The sequence below is a fragment of the Photorhabdus thracensis genome (genome assembly GCF_001010285.1).
Lineage (GTDB): Bacteria > Pseudomonadota > Gammaproteobacteria > Enterobacterales > Enterobacteriaceae > Photorhabdus > Photorhabdus temperata.
Window position 1 is genome coordinate 1,393,106 of sequence record NZ_CP011104.1, and the last position, 17,580, is coordinate 1,410,685.

Here is a 17,580-nt window from a genome sequence, read left to right on the forward strand (position 1 = left end):
ATTGTAGAAATTCATTTCATCAGGAGTATTCCCAATGGCCAGCAGAGGCATAAACAAAGTTATTTTAATTGGCAACCTGGGGCAGGACCCAGAAGTCCGCTATATGCCAAACGGTGGCGCAGTGACTAACATTACTCTGGCGACTTCTGAAAGCTGGCGCGATAAACAAACCGGTGAGATGAAAGAGAAGACTGAATGGCACCGGGTTGTTTTATTCGGCAAACTGGCGGAAGTCGCGGGTGAATACCTGCGTAAAGGTTCACAGGTTTATATCGAAGGCGCTCTGCAAACCCGTAAATGGCAGGATCAGAACGGCCAGGATCGTTACACCACTGAAGTGGTGGTAAACATGGGTGGTACCATGCAAATGCTAGGTGGGCGTGCGAGCGGCTTTCAGGATAACCAATCGCAAGGCGGTAGCTGGGGACAACCACAGCAGCCACAATCACAACCACAACAATCTCAGCAGTTCAGCGGTGGTGGTACCGCTTCCCGTCCGGCTCAGTCCTTTGCTCCACAAAACAATGAGCCACCGATGGATTTTGATGATGACATTCCGTTCTAGTTTCGACGTTTTTCTTTTTAAAACAAGTAGTTACCAGATTACTTTATGATAACCATAGGCTGTTAAAGTGCCTATTGCAAGCCTGACTTATCCTTATCCAGTAATGGATTTAAACCTTGAAAGAGGAAGGGGAGTGTAGCATGTCAGGAAAAGGCTGGTTGCGGGGAAATAACCTACTTTGCGCCAGCCATTGCAAACCCCATATGATTAAACCTGATTGGTTGAATCTATAGTAGACCACTACAACCCGTGTATTGAGGCAAGCCTCTTCTCTCAGCACACACATAGTAAGCCCGTTCCTGCCTGTCATCTAAGCTGTGGCGAACCAGCAAATAATGCCCAGCAATGAAGGCATGTCCTTCATTGCCGGCATAAACTTGGAATTTATCAAAAGCATGATTCTAATCGGTTAATGCTCTATTAACTAAACCTTTTATATATAAGAATCCGAAAATATTATTATTTTCGGATTCTTGAAGTAATTTCTCTGTAATACTGTTTCCAGCTTCGTTAAATAACATTTCATAATTTTGCTACACATGGCCTTCTTCAACCCATTGTTATATATAGAATTATGAGTAGTATAAGATGTAGCGCTATTTTGGAATCTTATTTAAATCATTTCTTTATTATTCTGTTATATTAGCGATAATATTTTCAGGAATATTATAAATTAAGTTGAATTTATTGGCCTGAAAAGACAGGGCATAACAAAACCAATGCCCTGTGAAAGCTATGATTATCAGGAAAAAGAGTTAACGAATTCCACCATATTCTTTACTGATCTCTTTTGCTGCACGGATAACCAAGGCGCCAAGTTCAGTGACGCGATCATCGGTGATCCGAGATACAGGACCGGAAATAGAAATAGCAGCGAAGGCTTCGTGATGCTCATCATAAATACAAGCGGCAATACAGCGCAGACCCAAAGCATGTTCTTCATCATCGAATGAATACCCTTGTTTGCGTGCTTGTTCCAGATTTTCTTTTAAACCTGAAGGGGTTGTCTTGGTATGTTGCGTGTAAGCATGAAGCCCTTTTTTATGCAGTAACTGAACCCGTTGGTTATCTGATAGTGTTGAAAGGAATGCTTTTCCTGCCCCGGAAGCATGCATAGGCAATTTGCCGCCAATAGGTGCGGACATTCTCATCAGGGCATTACACTGCACCTGATCGACAATAACCGCTTCATATTCACTGTGATCAAGAATAGCCAGATTGACGGTTTCACCGGAATCTTCCATCAGGCGGCGAAGGATAGGGTGAATAAGTGCCAATAGATTTCGGCTCTGTAAGAAACTGCTGCCGACAATAAACGTGTGTGAACCGATAACCCACAACCCTAAATCGCCAACCTGACGAACAAAACCGTGCTGTTGCAAGGTGGTCAAAAGGCGGTGAGTGGTGGAGTTGGGTAATCCGGCTTGTTGTGCTAAATCAGTCAGCGCGATACCGCCGGGTGACTCGGAAATAGATTCCAAAAGATTAAGCCCACGACTTAATGACTGTACCTGCCCGTTAGCAGCAGCATTATTCGTCGTAATCTTAGTTCGTTTTGTTTTTTTACTGGTAACGGCAGTGCTCATTGAAATGCCCTCTGAATCATAAGATGGAATTCATTTTCATTTTCAATTATGAACGATAAACCTGAAAAACACTCATCCGATGTGTGGAGAATGTTATCTGTCACTTCTTACGTACTATGTATAGATCTGATTTCTGTGCGCTGCCTGTGTTCACTATTTATTTACAATAACGCCGAATAAGATAGTTTTTAATCCCGTAAAATTGATGGTTGTAATTAAAACCAGTCAAAAAATAAGATATCAGAATGATTGATTAATTTGATGAATTAAATAGTAGATAAATAATAATTTATGATATTTAATAATTCCATTGTGTAAGTGTTATTAAGAGATAATATAAAAAATTAATAATTTATTTTGGTGAAAATATTAAATTGATTTAGTAAAGATAATATGATGAAATAATTTACGAATATATTATTTAATTTTTACATGAATAAAGTTAATTTGCTTTTATGTATTTCTGCAATTAAAGTCATCTATCTCCATTATTAATCGATTGTTTTTATATATAACCATAATTGTTCTGTGGGAGTTGTTTTATGTATTTAATATATTCAGGATTGATATTATTACTGCTTGGCAATTAATTTTGTTAATATATTTATGATATAATTCATTCTTGTAATTAAGTCCGTGTATGAAGTGTAAAATAATTCTTCCAGCAAATAATTTTGAAAATAATATATGTTTCTTGATTTATCGATAGCCTGTAACTAAGAAAGTATAAGGGGCTTTTTATTGGGTAATAATAAATTTAAAAACCACCGATAGCCCGAAAAGGTAAATATAGATAACTGATTGATATTTATCGCCTTTAAAACACGAATTTTTTGGCTGCTTTATCGCCAATGTCAGTCACCGGAGTGTGATGTAGTTAATGGGGACACTGTAGATATGAAAAATAATAATTTTAAAGTGGCTGGCAATTTTCTCTGTAATTATAAGGTTTATCAGGGAGATAGTAATGGCAGGGTTATTGTATTGTTACCGGCTATTGGTGTGGAAATCAGGAAATATGAAACTCTGATACAACAACTGGCAAAAGAGGGTTTTCAGGTTGTGACTGCTGATATGCCAGGTTATGGAGACAACCAACCTAAACCCAGCAGGGAAAATGATTATAACTATTCCGATCTGCTGCGGGATTATCTTCCCACAATGTTGGACAAGGCTATTCAATTAAATAGCAAGGAAATTCCTATTGTATTTGGTCACAGCCTTGGAGGGCATATTGCGACGCTTTTTGCCTGCTCAACTGACCGGCCTTTTTCTCTGTTTTGTGTGGCAACCGGGAGTGTGTGGTATAAGAATTGGCAGGGAATGGGGCGGATACAGATGATAAAAGCTGCTGTTATTTTTAACATTCTGACTGCGTTATATGGTTATCTCCCTGGGAAAAAGATTGGTTTTGGTATAAGAGAAGCTAAGGGGTTGATGCGGGACTGGTCCAGAACTGTCTGGACAGGGAATTATAACCATATCAGTGCTTATAAAGGTAAAAGGAATAAGAATTTATCCAAAGCGGTTTATATTTGTTTTAAAGAAGATAATTGGGCGCCATTAAAATCTGCCAAATCATTAGCAAGTCTTATATCTAACGCAAAAGTTAGTGAAATAACCTCGTCTCTTAAGGGGAATCCTCATAGTGCCTGGATTAAACAGCCAGAAGAGATTATTGCGATCATGAAGAGAGAAATGATGGAGAATAGAAATGATTAATACATTGAAAATTCTGCGTTGGGAGTTTCTGGGGTTGTTTTTTATCAGTTTATTTCTGACCTGGCAGCTTGAGAGTTATATCAATTGGTGGCAATTTATTGTGTTATTCTTTATGATTGATATTATCGGCTATTACCCAGGACGGATCTGGAGCTTGCTGAATAAGAAAGAGGTTCCGCCACCTGTTTTTTATACTGTTTATAATATTTGCCACAATTTATTCACGCTTAGTATGATTACTTTGCTCTGGCTCTTGTTATTTCAGGATAATTACAGTGTTATTGCGTTATTTGTCCATATTTGCCTGGATCGAGGTGTACTGGGAAATTTTCCTAAATTATTTATTAATGTATTTAAACAGCCAACCGTTCATTAAAATGAAGCATTACAGAGAGATAATTTTATCTGAATAGGAATTTATATCATGGGCTTAATTAAACAAGCATCGGAAATAGAAATGCAGGCAAAAGATTGGGGATTGGACGAATGGTTTACTGAACAGGTAGAGGTTGAAAAAAGACAAAAAACCAATCATGCCAATGATCCTAAACTAACCTATTTACCGGGTGATTTGCGGGAGTCTCTGATTAGGGAGCTTTCTTTTAAATCGATTTCAGAATATGAAGCGACTAAGGCATTACTGCTGCTTGCAGATAAGGCACCTGACAATATCAACTTTGATTATATGCTAACCCAGATATTTGACGAAGGCAGACATGCCAAATTATTCAGGGAACATCTGGTTAGAATAGGTTTTGCGGATATCGCCAATGTGGCTGGAAAAATGGAAAGCCTCTTATGGGGAAAAATGACCCATATGCTGGAAACATTGAGAACCTATTTTGACAAGTGGGTGGTATTGAAAAATGACTATATCGCAGGTGTGCTGATCATTACTGTTGTTCTGGAAGGGGTGCTGGCACCAACTTCAGAACTCAGTGAGATCAAATGGCGTCCTTTTGATATTGTAGCCGCCGAGACTCAGGCCAGAGCTAACGCCGATGAATTAAGGCATCTGACCGTGTGTGCAAACATTGTCAAAATGGCACTCGAAAATGACAGCTCTCTAAAGCAACCAGCTTTTGAGTGTATAGAAGAAGGATTGGCGTTATGGAATCAGGTCTCTGTTGATGACCTGTTTGTGGAGCGTGAAATGTTCTATCAGCGGGGTATGCAGAGCAATTTGCGCTTTATTGAAGGCTATGAGTTGGCGCCTGGGATGTTGTTGTCCGATTCTACCGTGGAATCTCGCCTTGAGCTGTCTCATTCTTTGGTTGAACAGATGCAACAATCCCGCCTTGAGTACATGGGTTTAGTGTAGATATCAGGCTTATTCAGTGGGTTGTTTGAATAAGCAAAGGAGAGTTGAAAATGACAGATATTGTTGAAGAGCTCAGGAAAAACAGCGGGAAATATCAGCATTTGACGCCTGATAGGTTGAAGAGATTGTTATTGGATTCTGAAGCCGCTTCACAATGCCTACGCTTGGTGGCTCAATCCAGCATCGAGGGGCTTAATCAGGTGGGTAAGACTATTCGTGAAGTCTCTTCATGGCTTCCCTCTGTCGGTATTGCCTTAACCATGCATAATCATATTGTACTGGCTTGCAGTAAGTTTCCCGATTTATTCGAAGATAACAACACATTATTGAATAAAGTGATGACTTCAAAAGCGTTGGTTGCTTCTGCTTTTGCTGAGGGGCTGCCTGGAGCGAATATTTTTATGCCATCACTTAAAATGCATTCTAAAGGAGGAAAACTATTGGTTAATGGTTCGAAGAAACCCTGTTCTCTGTCTTCGATTGCGGATTATTACGTATTATCGGTTTGCGATATAGATAATGACAATGAAATGAGAGTCGTGTTGGTTTCTAAATCGGTGCAGAGTATTAAGGTTATTCCTTTCTGGCGGTTAGGGATTTTTACTGAAAGTGATAATCAAGAAGTCAAATTTTCGGATACTGAAGTTTCATCAAAACGTCTTTCTCATTATAAAGGACTTGAGCAGCAAGCAGTTCTTTCCTACGGTTTATCGCTATTTAATTATTTTGCCGCTAATACTTACTCTGGTGTTTTGGGTGGGCTTGCTCGTTTTATTCCTGAGAAAGTGGCAGAACAGCAGTCCATTAAATATTCCCTGACCCAAGCTGATTATAAGATTAATGTTATTCTCGATCAGATGCTGACGATAGCTTTCTATGCTAGTCAGGATGCAAACGCCGTCTATAAGATCCTCGCGTTACGTTATACCTTGGAAAAGATCCTTGAAGAAACCGCCAATTTCATATTCCGATGTTGCGGTGGAATTAAGGTGATGACAACACCAGAAATTATGAGTTTCTATTCCGCTGTACAGTTATTCAAATTTCATCCTGTAGGAGAATTCCAGATGATTAACCAAATAATGCAGCCAGCTTAATGATTTTTTAGATCCCTTATTTATAACTCAAGAATTTTCCCATGCTGTTTACAGCATGACTTTGTGCACCTAAAAAAAGAGAGAGAACTATGTTTGTTAATCAATATCGTGAGAGTTTATTAAACTCTGTGGGCCTTGAACTGGATATTAAGTCTGCTGAAAATAACCGGCTTACATTATCGGATGGCCGGGTTGTTAAAGACTTTTTGGCTCAATATGGTGCATTGCCATTTGGGCATAATCCTGATTTCGCTATCACCGAAGTCAGCAAGTTCATTGAAAATAAAGAACCTATCTTCTTTCAGCCCAATATTCACAAAAAGGTACGGTTATTGGCTGAAATGCTGGCAGAACAAATAGACAAGGAGAAATACACCCACTGTACTTTTACTAACAGTGGTGCTGAGACGGTAGAAGCGGCAATTAAGTTTGCACGCCTGGTAACCGGCAGAAAAAGTATTTTGAGTCTGAATCGCAGTTTCCACGGTAAAACCTACTCGGCATTATCCGCTACCGGCTCAAATCGGTTTAAAGCTGATTTCATTTACGATGATAAGCTGTATGAACATGTTGATAGCGAAAACCTGGATGAAATAAAAACAAAGCTGGAAAGCCGGGAATTTGCCGCATTTATCGTTGAACCGGTACAGGGAGAAGGTGGAATGAAAGTGATTCCATCGGATACGCTCTCCAGTATTTTGCAACTGTGTAAGGCTAATGGCACGTTGTCAGTATTTGATGAAGTTCAGACTGGCATCGGCAGGTTGGGGGCATTCTGTGCGGCCACGCTCTACTCCCTGAAACCGGATGTGATCCTGTTTTCTAAGGCGTTGGGTGCGGGTATCTCGCCTATTGGTGCAATGTTATATTCAGATGAACTTTATGTTTCCGAGTTCGATAAGAAACACAGCTCCACGTTTGCCAATAATGTTCTGGCAGCGACAATGGGGATTGCCGTCATCCAGCATCTGGCGAAAGATAGTGGTAAGGCGTTAACGCATGTTCAGGAAGTCAGCAATTATGTTGATGAATGTCTTGAACAATTGGCCGCTAAATACCCGACACTTTTTTACTGGCAAGGTGCCGGCTTGATGCGAGGTCTGGAAATACAGGACAGTAAAGCTGTTTCCAACATATTTATCAATTTCAGCCAACGAAGCGGTGGTCTGGCTTACATTATTTGTAGTTTCTTATTGAAACACTATGGCATTTTCACCATGCCATTGATGTCCCGTCCTTGTTCTGTACGTTTTGAGCCGCCGCTTAACGTTGCCAAAGAAGATATTAAAGCGTTTTTCACGGCTTTTGATGAGGTCTGTAAACTGGTCCAGAATGGGCGATATGACATTCTGTTTTCACACTTGATAGACCTGTCTGTTGCGGATCTTCCGCCACCGTCGGTCAGTTATCCAATTTCAAGAAACAGCAATGTTGCTCAGATTAAAACGCCTGTGCCGCAATTGATTGAAGGTAAGAAATTCGCTTTCCTGATTCATACCACTTCAGTCAATGAGCTTGCGCATTCCTATTGTCTGTCAATAAAGGAGAATTACACACCGGAGCAACAGAAACAGCTCGGTAACTGGATCACGGAGGTTTCTGCGATTGATTTCAATCCTGATATCGCGGTTGAGTTTGGTGTCGAAAGCTCAACGGCATACGCTAATGGTATGCTTCTTTTCTCACCTATCAGCCCCGAAGATATGATGGCATTGTCGGTGAAAGAACGGACGGTGTTGATGAAGGAGTATTTTGATATAGCAGAGAAAAATGGTGCTGAAATAGTCGGATTAGGCGCTTATACATCAGTGATTACTAATGGTGGTAACAGCTTGGTGAATAATCGGCAGGGTCGGATAGTGACTAACGGCAATTCTCTGACGGCAATGGCGGTGGTTGAGGGTATTCGTTCAATGTTGGCTGAAAATGCGTCCCAGCAAACGTTGGCGGTCGTGGGAGCCAGAGGTTCTGTAGGCAGGCTTTCTGTTACCGGTTTAGCCCATAACTTTGGTCGGATTATCCTGGTTAGCCGACCCAATAAAGCACGCATTTTGCTTTCTGAACTGACCAAGGCGCTTCTCTCCACGGTGTTAAAAACTCACGATATTATCCAGCCGGATTCTGTCATGGATAAGATGAGAAAATGGCTTTTTAAACAAAATCCCGGTGTCACCGATGCCTGTCTGTTACATCAGCAAGTTCTTGAAGTCATTGGCACCTTTGGTTTAGAAGCGATAGAGAATTATGAACAATCTTTGAGTCAGGCTGACTTTATCGTATCAGCAACCAGTGAAGGCAAGCCTTTCTTGAATACGCGTTACTTGAAAGATTCCGCGATTATTTTTGATGCGGCCAGACCATTCGATTTCATTCGTGACGGTAACCATCACGTTTATGAAGGCGGTTTAGTCTATCAGCCTGAGAAAGTCACTTACAGCGATTGCAATCTGATCGATGTCCCGGCGGGAGTCAATCTGGCTTGCTTGTCGGAAACCATCGCTGTGGCGCTTGAGCAGGTGAGTGTTCATCAAAGCATCGGCAAGTCTATTGATTACAATGACGCATTAGCCATCCGGGATATCGCCAGGAAGCATGGGTTCATCCCAGTCCAGTATGCCCCGAAGAATCAAGGTGAACGTTATGAGTATGTTGCCTGATGTTCCCCAGGTTATTACCACCGGGAACGCTCAGGATGTTCTTGGCAACAGTCATCTTAGAAAAGTGCTCTGCTATGCAAAGCACCCGTTGAGTAGTCTGTTGTTCAATAGTGAAACACAGTGGTTTACGAATCAGAAGGGAGCGATTGGTTTCTTCCAGGACAAAAACCTACATATGTGTGTGGGTGGCATCTTGGCGCCTGACGAAGAACGTGCTGCACTTTTACAGTTATTTCTCAATTTCATCAGAGAAAAACGGGCTTTCCCGGTTTTTCTACACGGTGATGAGAGTGACTTTGTGTTATTGAAGAATAATGGCTTTTCTGTGAACCAGCTTGGGGCCAGTTATTCACTGAGCCTTAATGGATATAGCATGACAGGCAAGCGGTTTCAGCAGCTTAGAAATAAAATCAGCAAATCCAGAAGGGCAGGAATTTCTGTTCGAGAGATAAGCTCGCAAGAGGAATATTATCGGCTAAAACCACAACTAGAACAGATTAATCAGCTTTGGTTGAAAGAAAAACATGCGAAAGCCCTGAAAAAACTGGTGATTGATTTCAACACCGTGGAAGTGAATTCAGGTGAGCACAGAGTCTATATTGCAACTCGGGGAGAACAGATTCAGGCATATATCGTCTATAGTTACACTTGGGGGGAGACATCGGGGTGGTTTCATAATCTATCCCGAAAGAAACCGGATATACCCGACGGCACTATGCAGTTTATTAATGAAACCGCGATTAATGACTTCCTGGAAGAGGGGACAGTTTCCTACCTTCATTTAGGTTTCACCCCATTGGTGGAGTTTGGTAAGGAGAGGAACTTCAATGATTCGGCAATCTTTCATAAAGTTGCCAAATGGTTGTCATCAAAAGGCGGCATTGTTTATCCTGCCGCTTCGCAACGTCAATATAAAATGAGCTGGCGGCCGTCGTTAATTGAACCGGAATATATCGCTTTCCCCAAGGGAAAAGCCATGAAAGCATTATGGTCAACATTGCGGACGACCAATAGTATTTGATGTTGTAAAAAAGTCTTCTTTTAACGTTGAACAACAGGTGATCAGAATGGTGTTGAAAATGCCGGAATGATCACCTGCTTATTGATAGGCTTTATTCAAACAAACACTGATGAAGCGTTTGAACAATTTGTTCTGCGTCGTTGCCTTGGACAAGCAGGCACAAGTTATGGTTGCTGGCGCCGTGACTGATCATACGGAGATTGAATCTTTCCAGCGCACTAAAAACCTGTTTTCCTAATCCACTGGTTTGAGAAAGTTGATTACCAATAATCGCCACCAGCGCCAAATCTTCTTCCACGTCAACCCTGCACAGCGTTGAAAGCTCAGTCATCAGTGCATTGGTCAGCAAACTGCCATTTGTGCTGGTGGAACCGGTAGTATCAAGTGTTAATGCCACATTCACTTCAGACGTGGTGATCAAATCCACGGAGATGTTATGACGTGACAGGATGGTAAATATTTCAACCAAAAATCCCTGTGCGTGTAACATTTTCAGGCTGTGCAATGTCAGTAATGTTTGTTGCCGGCGCAGGGTGATAGCACGGAACCGGGGTGGCGCTTCCGTCGTATCGCAAACCAGTGTACCGCCAGCCTGGGGATTTTTACTGGAACCAACAAATACTGGAATACCACAGCGAATAGCCGGAAACAGCGTTGCCGGGTGCAGGACTTTAGCACCAAATGTTGCCATCTCAGCCGCTTCATCAAAGGCAATTTTATCAATTCGTTGGGCAGCCGGAACGACTCGTGGGTCAGTAGTGTAAATCCCCGGAACATCTGTCCAGATATCAACACGCTTCAGGTTGAGGGCTTCTCCCAACAGTGCCGCAGTATAGTCACTGCCACCACGTCCCAGTGTGGTGGTACAGCCTTTCTCTTCACGGCCAATAAAACCTTGAGTGACAATCAGAGTATTTTTCAGATGAGGTAAGAGATGTTCAGTTGCCAGTATTCTAAGCTGTGTGTTGTTTGGTTCTGCACGACCAAAGTGATCATCGGTACGCATAATTTTGCGAATATCAAACCATTCGGCATCGGTACCACGCTGGCGAAGCAACTCAGTAAACAACAGCGTAGACATCAGCTCTCCGTGGCTGACTATTTCATCTGTCAGTACATCCGAAGTTGTCAGCGATGCTGTTTCAGAAAGCGTTTTAATATTTTCCAGCAAGCGGTTGATTTCCTGACGAATAACATCAGATATGTGCAAACGATCAGCAATCGCATCTTGAATGGTTTGGATCTGTTTCAGATAGTCAGCCCGTTTATCCGCATCGCAGCCTTCCGCCAGCGCAATTAATAGGTTAGTCATACCAGCAGAAGCAGACAGTACAACGATACGAACTTCTTTATTTGCCAGTACGATATCTGCACTGCTATTCATGGCATCGAAATTTGCCACGCTGGTACCACCAAATTTTGCGACGACATACCCGCCGGTTTCTGGGAAAAGGGATGAAACAGAACTCATTGCGATAACCTTATGTTGACTGGATGGAATTTTAGAAATATCGGGTTAACCGGTTTGAGTCAATGTAGTGAAGGGTTATATCAATATCTTTCATGATGATAGGAGAATCATAAAAGAAATTGAGGATAGCAGAGAAGAATAACTATTTTTTATACACCTTAGTAAATAGAGCTAGAAAAACTTAATTGTTTTGACCAATATCATCGATTAAAGGAAAGGGGGCTTCAATCACAGAATTACGGGTTACAATCTTTCTTTACCTCCAATTATTTACAGTCAATTGATAGAGAGCATAGCCATGAAAAATATCAATCCTAGTCAAACCTCAGCCTGGAAGGCATTAGAACAGCATTTTGCGCAGATAAAAAGTATTCACATACGTGAGTTGTTTGAACAGGACAAAGATCGTTTTGCTAAGTTCTCCGCGATGTTTGATAACCAGATGCTGGTGGATTTTTCAAAAAACCGCATCACAACTGAGACATTGGAAAAGTTACAGGCGCTGGCGAAAGAGACGGATGTCGCCGGGGCTATTCGCAGCATGTTCTCCGGTGAGAAAATTAACCGTACTGAAGATCGCGCTGTACTGCATATTGCTCTGCGTAATCGCAGCAATACCCCGATTATTGTTGATGGGGAAGATGTTATGCAGCAGGTTAATGCTGTGTTGGCAAAAATGAAAAATTTCAGTCAGCGCGTGATTAATGGTGAGTGGAAAGGCTATACCGGTAAAGCGATGACTGATGTTGTGAATATCGGTATCGGTGGTTCCGATCTCGGCCCTTATATGGTGACTGAAGCGCTGAAACCCTATAAAAATCATTTGAATATGCATTTCGTTTCTAATGTTGATGGGACCCATATCGCGGAGACCCTGAAAGCGCTTAACCCGGAAACGACGCTCTTTCTGATTGCTTCCAAGACGTTCACTACTCAGGAAACAATGACCAATGCTCACTCTGCCCGTGACTGGTTTCTGAAAACTGCCGGTGATGAAGTGCATGTTGCGAAGCATTTCGCTGCGCTTTCCACCAATGAGCAGGAAGTTAAGAAATTCGGTATTGATACCCAAAACATGTTTGAGTTCTGGGATTGGGTGGGTGGTCGTTATTCATTATGGTCGGCGATTGGCTTGTCTATTGCGCTCTCTATTGGGTTTGATAATTTTGAACAACTGCTCAGTGGCGCACACGCAATGGATCAGCATTTTGCCCATACCCAGTTTGAGCAGAATATCCCCGTATTACTGGCGCTGATTGGCATCTGGTACAACAATTTCTTTGGCGCGGAAACTGAAGCGATTCTGCCATACGATCAGTACCTACATCGCTTTGCAGCATACTTCCAGCAGGGCAATATGGAGTCCAATGGTAAATATATTGACCGCAATGGCTGCCCAGTGGATTACCAAACCGGTCCGATCATCTGGGGAGAGCCGGGAACCAATGGTCAGCATGCTTTCTATCAGCTTATTCACCAGGGCACTAAACTGATCCCTTGCGATTTTATTGCTCCGGCGATCAGCCATAACCCATTGAGTGACCATCACAACAAATTGTTATCCAACTTCTTCGCTCAGACAGAAGCGTTGGCATTCGGTAAAACCCATGGGCAAGTGGATGCTGAATTTGCCGCCAGTGGTAAAACTGCGGTTGAAGTCGGGCATGTTGCACCATTTAAAGTGTTTGAAGGAAACCGTCCGACGAATTCCATTTTGTTGCGTGAAATTACCCCATTCAGTTTGGGTACGTTGATTGCCATGTATGAGCACAAAATATTTGTACAAGGGGCGATTCTCAACATTTTCACTTTTGACCAATGGGGAGTTGAGCTGGGTAAACAACTGGCTAATCGTATTTTGCCAGAACTTGAGGATGGTGAAGAGGTTGCCGATCACGATAGCTCGACAAATGGGTTGATTAACCGCTTTAAAGCATGGCGTTAATCACTTATTCTGAATCAGGGACTTAATTTGTATAAGCGAATTATGTTGATCATAATTCGCTTATTTTTGGCAAGCATTATTTACAGAATTTGTCATAACTTTTTATTCTATATACCTACAACGTGGTATTCTCAGTGCCCATCAATTGTACGACCGGATAAAAGAAATTTGTCCTAATGGAAAATCGCATGTTAACTGACTCGATCTTAACAACGGCGCCTATTCAGTGGGTTTCGGTGGATTCATCCGGCTTGCCTGATGAGATTTCAGACTGGCTGATGGAGTTGGGGTCAATGACCCACCGTTTTGAACAATACTGTGACCATGTTCATGTTATACCATTCAGAGAGTCTTTTATCACAGTGAAAGAACTTTTCGATGAAAGTGAGCATTTGCCAACTTGTCAGAGATACTGGCTGCGTGAGGTCGTGTTATACGGTGATAATATTCCTTGGTTATTGGGAAGAACATTAATTCCTGAAGCAACATTAACCGGTCCTGATGAAAGTCTGGTTGATTTAGGAACAGTCCCACTTGGGCGATATCTTTTTAGTAGCAATAAATTAACACGGGATTATATTCATGTAGGGCAACAGGGGAAACGTTGGGCAAGGCGATCATTGCTGAGGTTATCAAGCAAACCATTATTATTAACGGAAGTCTTCTTGCCTGAATCACCTGTATACAAAAAATAAAATTCAAACAAGGGGGAAACAGAAGTGGCGGGAAGTATGACGCAAAGTAAATGGCAGGCCTATTGCCGTTTAGTGCGTATTGACAGACCCATAGGTTCGTTATTGTTGTTATGGCCAACATTTTGGGCTTTATGGATTGCCGGGAAAGGTATTCCGGATATGCACATATTGTTGGTCTTTACTGCCGGTGTGTTTCTGATGCGTGCAACAGGATGTGTCATTAATGATTTTGCTGACAGAAAATTTGATGGTTATGTCGAACGTACAAAGGCACGTCCCCTGCCCAGTGGTGCTATCAGCGAGAAAGAGAGTAAGATCCTGTTTGTCGTACTGGCGCTGATTTCTTTCGGGCTAGTTCTGGCGCTTAATAAGATGACTATTTGGTTGTCAGTCGTTGGGTTGGCGCTGGCCTGGTTTTATCCCTTTGTTAAACGGTTCAGTCATCTTCCTCAGTTTGTATTGGGAGCAGCTTATGGCTGGTCTATCCCAATGGGATTCGCTGCGGTTAGTGAGTCCTTACCATTAGAATGCTGGCTGTTATTTCTGGTTAACATCTTGTGGTCGGTTATTTATGATACGCAGTATGCCATGGTCGATCGTAACGATGATCTGAAAATTGGTGTTAAGTCTACTGCTATCCTGTTTGGTCGTTTCGATAAACTGATTATTGGTTTACTACAACTTGCTATGTTGCTGGTTTTGCTGTTGGTGGGTTATATGATGAATCTGGGCGGCATCTACTATTGGTCATTATTGCTTGCCGGTGCCTTATTTATTTATCAGCAGAAACTGATTGCAGGTCGGGAAAGAGAACTTTGTTTCCAGGCATTCCTCAATAATAACTATGTTGGTGTGGTGTTATTTTTGGGTATTTTCTTCAGTTACGTTTGATATATCGGGTGATAATGGGGAAAACCCATTATCACCCGGATGTTAAAAATTACACTTCTTTAGTTGTCTCTTCTGCATCGTTGTGTTCAGCCGGCAAACTGACACTCTCAATAGTCAGACGGATTTCAGGTGACATCAGCTCACTCAATACCTGATACAGCTCCTGAGTATTTGCTGTAATCACATCACCACTATCACTGATATACCCTTCTTCACGCAGTGTATTTACTGATGTGGTGAATACCGCCTTATCGAAAAATTCAGGTGCATTAATGCCATGCAATACCGACAGACGCTGTGCCAATATTCGGCTCTCTTTTTCCAGCGCGCCCCGGCTGATATCCGGGTTGGCATTCAGTAAAGAGAGGGTGATGGCATAACGTTGTAGTGTTTCGCGGACACCGGCTGCCAGCAATTGCAATGGGCGAATACGCGCTGGATTCAACACCAGCATACCTTGCTCTTTGTTGCAGATAAGGCTCTGGCGGGTAAGCTCATTAACCAGGATATTAACCACTTCCCGCAGATCTGCTTTGCTATAACGTATAAACAGTTCTGCTTTGAGCAGAGGATAAATGATTTCTACCTGACTTAGTAACGCTTCACGGCTGATACGGCGATGATCAATAACGATGCAGGCAATCAGTGATGGCAGTACCAATAAATGCTGGATATTGTTGCGGTAGTAGGTCATCAGAACTGCACGCTCACGCGGCAGGATAATGATGTCGCCCATACTGTCTTTGTCTACCTCGAACTTATCCATTTGCAGAGCGTGTTCTAACAACTCTTCTGCGGTTTTCTTTGGCACAGTAACATCGGTTGTATAAGGCGCGTTGCGCATGAGCTGTATATAACAGTCCAGTTGCTCAAGCAGTTGCTCACGAGTAAGTGCTCGCTGACGTGATGACAGCAGGGCAGTTGAACACAGGTTGATTGCGTTAGCAGCCGCGGCATTATTGATGTTCACCATAATTTTCCCGGCCAGCTTACTGACTGTCGGGGTAACCCATTCGGGACGGTGAAACTCTATTGGGTCAATAGAATCACGCCAGTCAGGAACATGGTGATTAAGATACTGGATCAACGGGATAGGTTCACCAAAGTTTACATAGCCTTGCCCCAGATTACGAAGCTTACGCAAACCGCGTATCATCTGGAAAAAACTCTCTTTCTCTTTGGTTGCTCCCCGCAGCTCTTTGGCATAGGTGGCAACTTCCATCACATGTTCGTAACCGATATAAATTGGCACGATAGTGATTGGGCGTGATTCACCTCTCAACATTGCTTGTAACGTCATGGTCAGGGTGCCCGTTTTGGGATCAAGCAAACGACCTGTCCGGGAACGACCACCTTCCATAAAGTATTCAACAGAATAACCGCGTGCAAATAACTCCCCCAGATATTCACGAAATATCGTGGAGTAGAGTTTATTACCTTTAAAAGTGCGGCGGATGAAAAATGCACCAAGGCGGCGGAATATCGGCCCTGCCGGCCAGAAATTCAGGTTAATGCCTGCGGCGATATGGGGCGGCACCAAACCCTGATGGTAAAGCACATAGGAGAGCAGCAGATAATCCATATGACTACGGTGGCAGGGCGCATAAACCAGTTCGTGACCATCTTGCGCCAGACGACGGATGCGTTCAGCATTGTGAACATTGATCCCTTGGTACAGACGGTTCCAAGTCCAACCAAGTACACGATCTGACAACCGTACCGCTTCATAAGAGAAATTCGCGGCAATCTCTTCCATCATGTTAATAGCATTCTGTTGCGCTTTCTCATGGGAGATCTTCTTACTGCGGGCCTCATCAGTGACGGCTTTTTCTATTGCTTTTGAAGCCAGCAGCTTATTAAACAGCTCCTGACGAACAGGCAGGCGTGGACCAACAGCCGCCAGGCGTTGGCGTGAATAGTGCATTCGTGCCACGCGAGCCAGCTTATGAGCAATTGTCTTGTCTGTGCCATGCTCAGTTGCCATATAACGCAGAGATACTGTGTTTGAAAAACGGACAAAACTGTCCCGGCCCAGCCAGAGAATGGCGAAGAATTTCTGGATACCATTAAGTAGCCGCAGATGTGGGGTGCTGTGCCCTTCACGTCCAGGGGAACGACCAAACATGACAGAAACTGGCAGCATTTGAATATCCAGGTTTGGATTATTACGATGCAGATCCAGATAAGCATGGAAAATTTTTACGGATTCCTGCTTTGGCGCGCAATAGCGGAATACGCGTGGGCCATTGTCGATAAATACATAGCCCGGAAGCTCAGTATCACCTATCTCCAGTGAGTTTAAAGGGTCCGGCAGATCCTGCTCAAGACATTGCTGACGTAATGTCAGTAAGTCTGCTTTGGAATGATACGGCAATACGTATAGAATAGGGCGTGTCGTATCGAGCCGTAATTCGGTAATGGGATCTGTAGGGATAAGTTTGCTCTTTACCAGTATTTTTAGTGGTAAATTCAATAATTTATAATATATTTTACGCCAACCTGACATAAATAACTTGAAGCCTCCTGTTAGCAATATGTCGCAAGCATACCAGAAACAGGTGTTGAGATCTGTTATGTTAAGACGAGAATAAAAGTTAAAAGTGATAAAT

At 42.6% G+C, this 17,580-nt stretch carries 13 protein-coding genes; 10 read left to right on the forward strand and 3 right to left on the reverse strand.

Annotation, left to right across the window (positions count from 1 at the left end):
- The first annotated feature begins 34 nt into the window (after positions 1-34).
- Positions 35-565 carry a single-stranded DNA-binding protein gene (locus VY86_RS05520; protein ID WP_046974216.1) on the forward strand — a complete coding sequence of 177 codons (531 nt, stop codon included), beginning with the start codon at positions 35-37 and terminating at the stop codon, positions 563-565.
- Between the two features lie 755 nt (positions 566-1,320).
- Here VY86_RS05520 and iclR read toward each other — a convergent pair.
- A complete protein-coding gene (iclR, locus tag VY86_RS05525) occupies positions 1,321-2,151 on the reverse strand; it encodes a glyoxylate bypass operon transcriptional repressor IclR (protein WP_046974217.1) in 831 nt (276 codons plus the stop codon).
- Positions 2,152-3,048: 897 nt separating this feature from the next.
- Between iclR and VY86_RS05530 the strand changes: the two genes are divergently transcribed.
- The 6 genes from VY86_RS05530 to VY86_RS05555 all read left to right on the forward strand — a co-directional run bounded on the left by VY86_RS05530 (position 3,049) and on the right by VY86_RS05555 (position 9,969).
- A complete protein-coding gene (locus tag VY86_RS05530) occupies positions 3,049-3,873 on the forward strand; it encodes an alpha/beta fold hydrolase (RefSeq protein WP_052760784.1) in 825 nt (274 codons plus the stop codon).
- Positions 3,866-4,249 carry a membrane protein gene (locus tag VY86_RS05535; protein WP_046974218.1) on the forward strand — a complete coding sequence of 128 codons (384 nt, stop codon included), beginning with the start codon at positions 3,866-3,868 and terminating at the stop codon, positions 4,247-4,249. The genes VY86_RS05530 and VY86_RS05535 overlap by 8 nt, the downstream gene beginning before the upstream one ends.
- 48 nt (positions 4,250-4,297) lie before the next feature.
- Positions 4,298-5,194: a hypothetical protein gene (locus VY86_RS05540; RefSeq protein ID WP_046974219.1), complete on the forward strand. Its 897-nt coding sequence runs from the start codon at positions 4,298-4,300 to the stop codon at positions 5,192-5,194.
- Between the two features lie 50 nt (positions 5,195-5,244).
- Entirely contained in the window at positions 5,245-6,291 is a 1,047-nt protein-coding gene (locus tag VY86_RS05545) for an acyl-CoA/acyl-ACP dehydrogenase (RefSeq protein WP_046974220.1), read from the forward strand.
- Positions 6,292-6,380: 89 nt separating this feature from the next.
- A complete protein-coding gene (locus tag VY86_RS05550; protein WP_046974221.1) occupies positions 6,381-8,948 on the forward strand; it encodes an aminotransferase class III-fold pyridoxal phosphate-dependent enzyme in 2,568 nt (855 codons plus the stop codon).
- On the forward strand, positions 8,932-9,969 hold the full coding sequence (locus VY86_RS05555; protein ID WP_046974222.1) for a DUF2156 domain-containing protein: 1,038 nt from the start codon (positions 8,932-8,934) through the stop codon (positions 9,967-9,969). The genes VY86_RS05550 and VY86_RS05555 overlap by 17 nt, the downstream gene beginning before the upstream one ends.
- A gap of 91 nt (positions 9,970-10,060) precedes the next feature.
- On the opposite strand, the gene lysC is transcribed toward VY86_RS05555, so the two are convergent.
- Positions 10,061-11,440: a lysine-sensitive aspartokinase 3 gene (gene lysC, locus VY86_RS05560; protein ID WP_046974223.1), complete on the reverse strand. Its 1,380-nt coding sequence runs from the start codon at positions 11,438-11,440 to the stop codon at positions 10,061-10,063.
- Between the two features lie 298 nt (positions 11,441-11,738).
- On the opposite strand from lysC, the gene pgi reads away from it, so the two are divergent.
- The 3 genes from pgi (at position 11,739) to ubiA (ending at position 14,971) form a co-directional block, all read left to right on the forward strand.
- Positions 11,739-13,385: a glucose-6-phosphate isomerase gene (gene pgi / locus VY86_RS05565; protein ID WP_046974224.1), complete on the forward strand. Its 1,647-nt coding sequence runs from the start codon at positions 11,739-11,741 to the stop codon at positions 13,383-13,385.
- Positions 13,386-13,573: 188 nt separating this feature from the next.
- Positions 13,574-14,080: a chorismate lyase gene (gene ubiC, locus VY86_RS05570; RefSeq protein ID WP_046974225.1), complete on the forward strand. Its 507-nt coding sequence runs from the start codon at positions 13,574-13,576 to the stop codon at positions 14,078-14,080.
- A gap of 36 nt (positions 14,081-14,116) precedes the next feature.
- Complete coding sequence (gene ubiA / locus VY86_RS05575) at positions 14,117-14,971, forward strand: 4-hydroxybenzoate octaprenyltransferase (RefSeq protein WP_046976734.1); 855 nt, start codon at positions 14,117-14,119, stop codon at positions 14,969-14,971.
- Positions 14,972-15,020: 49 nt separating this feature from the next.
- Here the strand turns inward: ubiA and plsB are convergent, their stop codons facing one another.
- Positions 15,021-17,477, reverse strand: a complete 2,457-nt coding sequence (gene plsB, locus VY86_RS05580) for a glycerol-3-phosphate 1-O-acyltransferase PlsB (RefSeq protein ID WP_046974226.1) — start codon at positions 17,475-17,477, stop codon at positions 15,021-15,023.
- Positions 17,478-17,580: the final 103 nt, after the last annotated feature.

Bases quoted from the DNA above. Each gene is read 5' to 3' on its own strand.
- VY86_RS05520 (WP_046974216.1), top strand. From the start codon at position 35: ATGGCCAGCAGAGGCATAAACAAAGTTATTTTAATTGGCAACCTGGGG.
- iclR (WP_046974217.1), bottom strand. From the start codon at position 2,151: ATGAGCACTGCCGTTACCAGTAAAAAAACAAAACGAACTAAGATTACG.
- VY86_RS05530 (WP_052760784.1), top strand. From the start codon at position 3,049: ATGAAAAATAATAATTTTAAAGTGGCTGGCAATTTTCTCTGTAATTAT.
- VY86_RS05535 (WP_046974218.1), top strand. From the start codon at position 3,866: ATGATTAATACATTGAAAATTCTGCGTTGGGAGTTTCTGGGGTTGTTT.
- VY86_RS05540 (WP_046974219.1), top strand. From the start codon at position 4,298: ATGGGCTTAATTAAACAAGCATCGGAAATAGAAATGCAGGCAAAAGAT.
- VY86_RS05545 (WP_046974220.1), top strand. From the start codon at position 5,245: ATGACAGATATTGTTGAAGAGCTCAGGAAAAACAGCGGGAAATATCAG.
- VY86_RS05550 (WP_046974221.1), top strand. From the start codon at position 6,381: ATGTTTGTTAATCAATATCGTGAGAGTTTATTAAACTCTGTGGGCCTT.
- VY86_RS05555 (WP_046974222.1), top strand. From the start codon at position 8,932: ATGAGTATGTTGCCTGATGTTCCCCAGGTTATTACCACCGGGAACGCT.
- lysC (WP_046974223.1), bottom strand. From the start codon at position 11,440: ATGAGTTCTGTTTCATCCCTTTTCCCAGAAACCGGCGGGTATGTCGTC.
- pgi (WP_046974224.1), top strand. From the start codon at position 11,739: ATGAAAAATATCAATCCTAGTCAAACCTCAGCCTGGAAGGCATTAGAA.
- ubiC (WP_046974225.1), top strand. From the start codon at position 13,574: ATGTTAACTGACTCGATCTTAACAACGGCGCCTATTCAGTGGGTTTCG.
- ubiA (WP_046976734.1), top strand. From the start codon at position 14,117: ATGACGCAAAGTAAATGGCAGGCCTATTGCCGTTTAGTGCGTATTGAC.
- plsB (WP_046974226.1), bottom strand. From the start codon at position 17,477: ATGTCAGGTTGGCGTAAAATATATTATAAATTATTGAATTTACCACTA.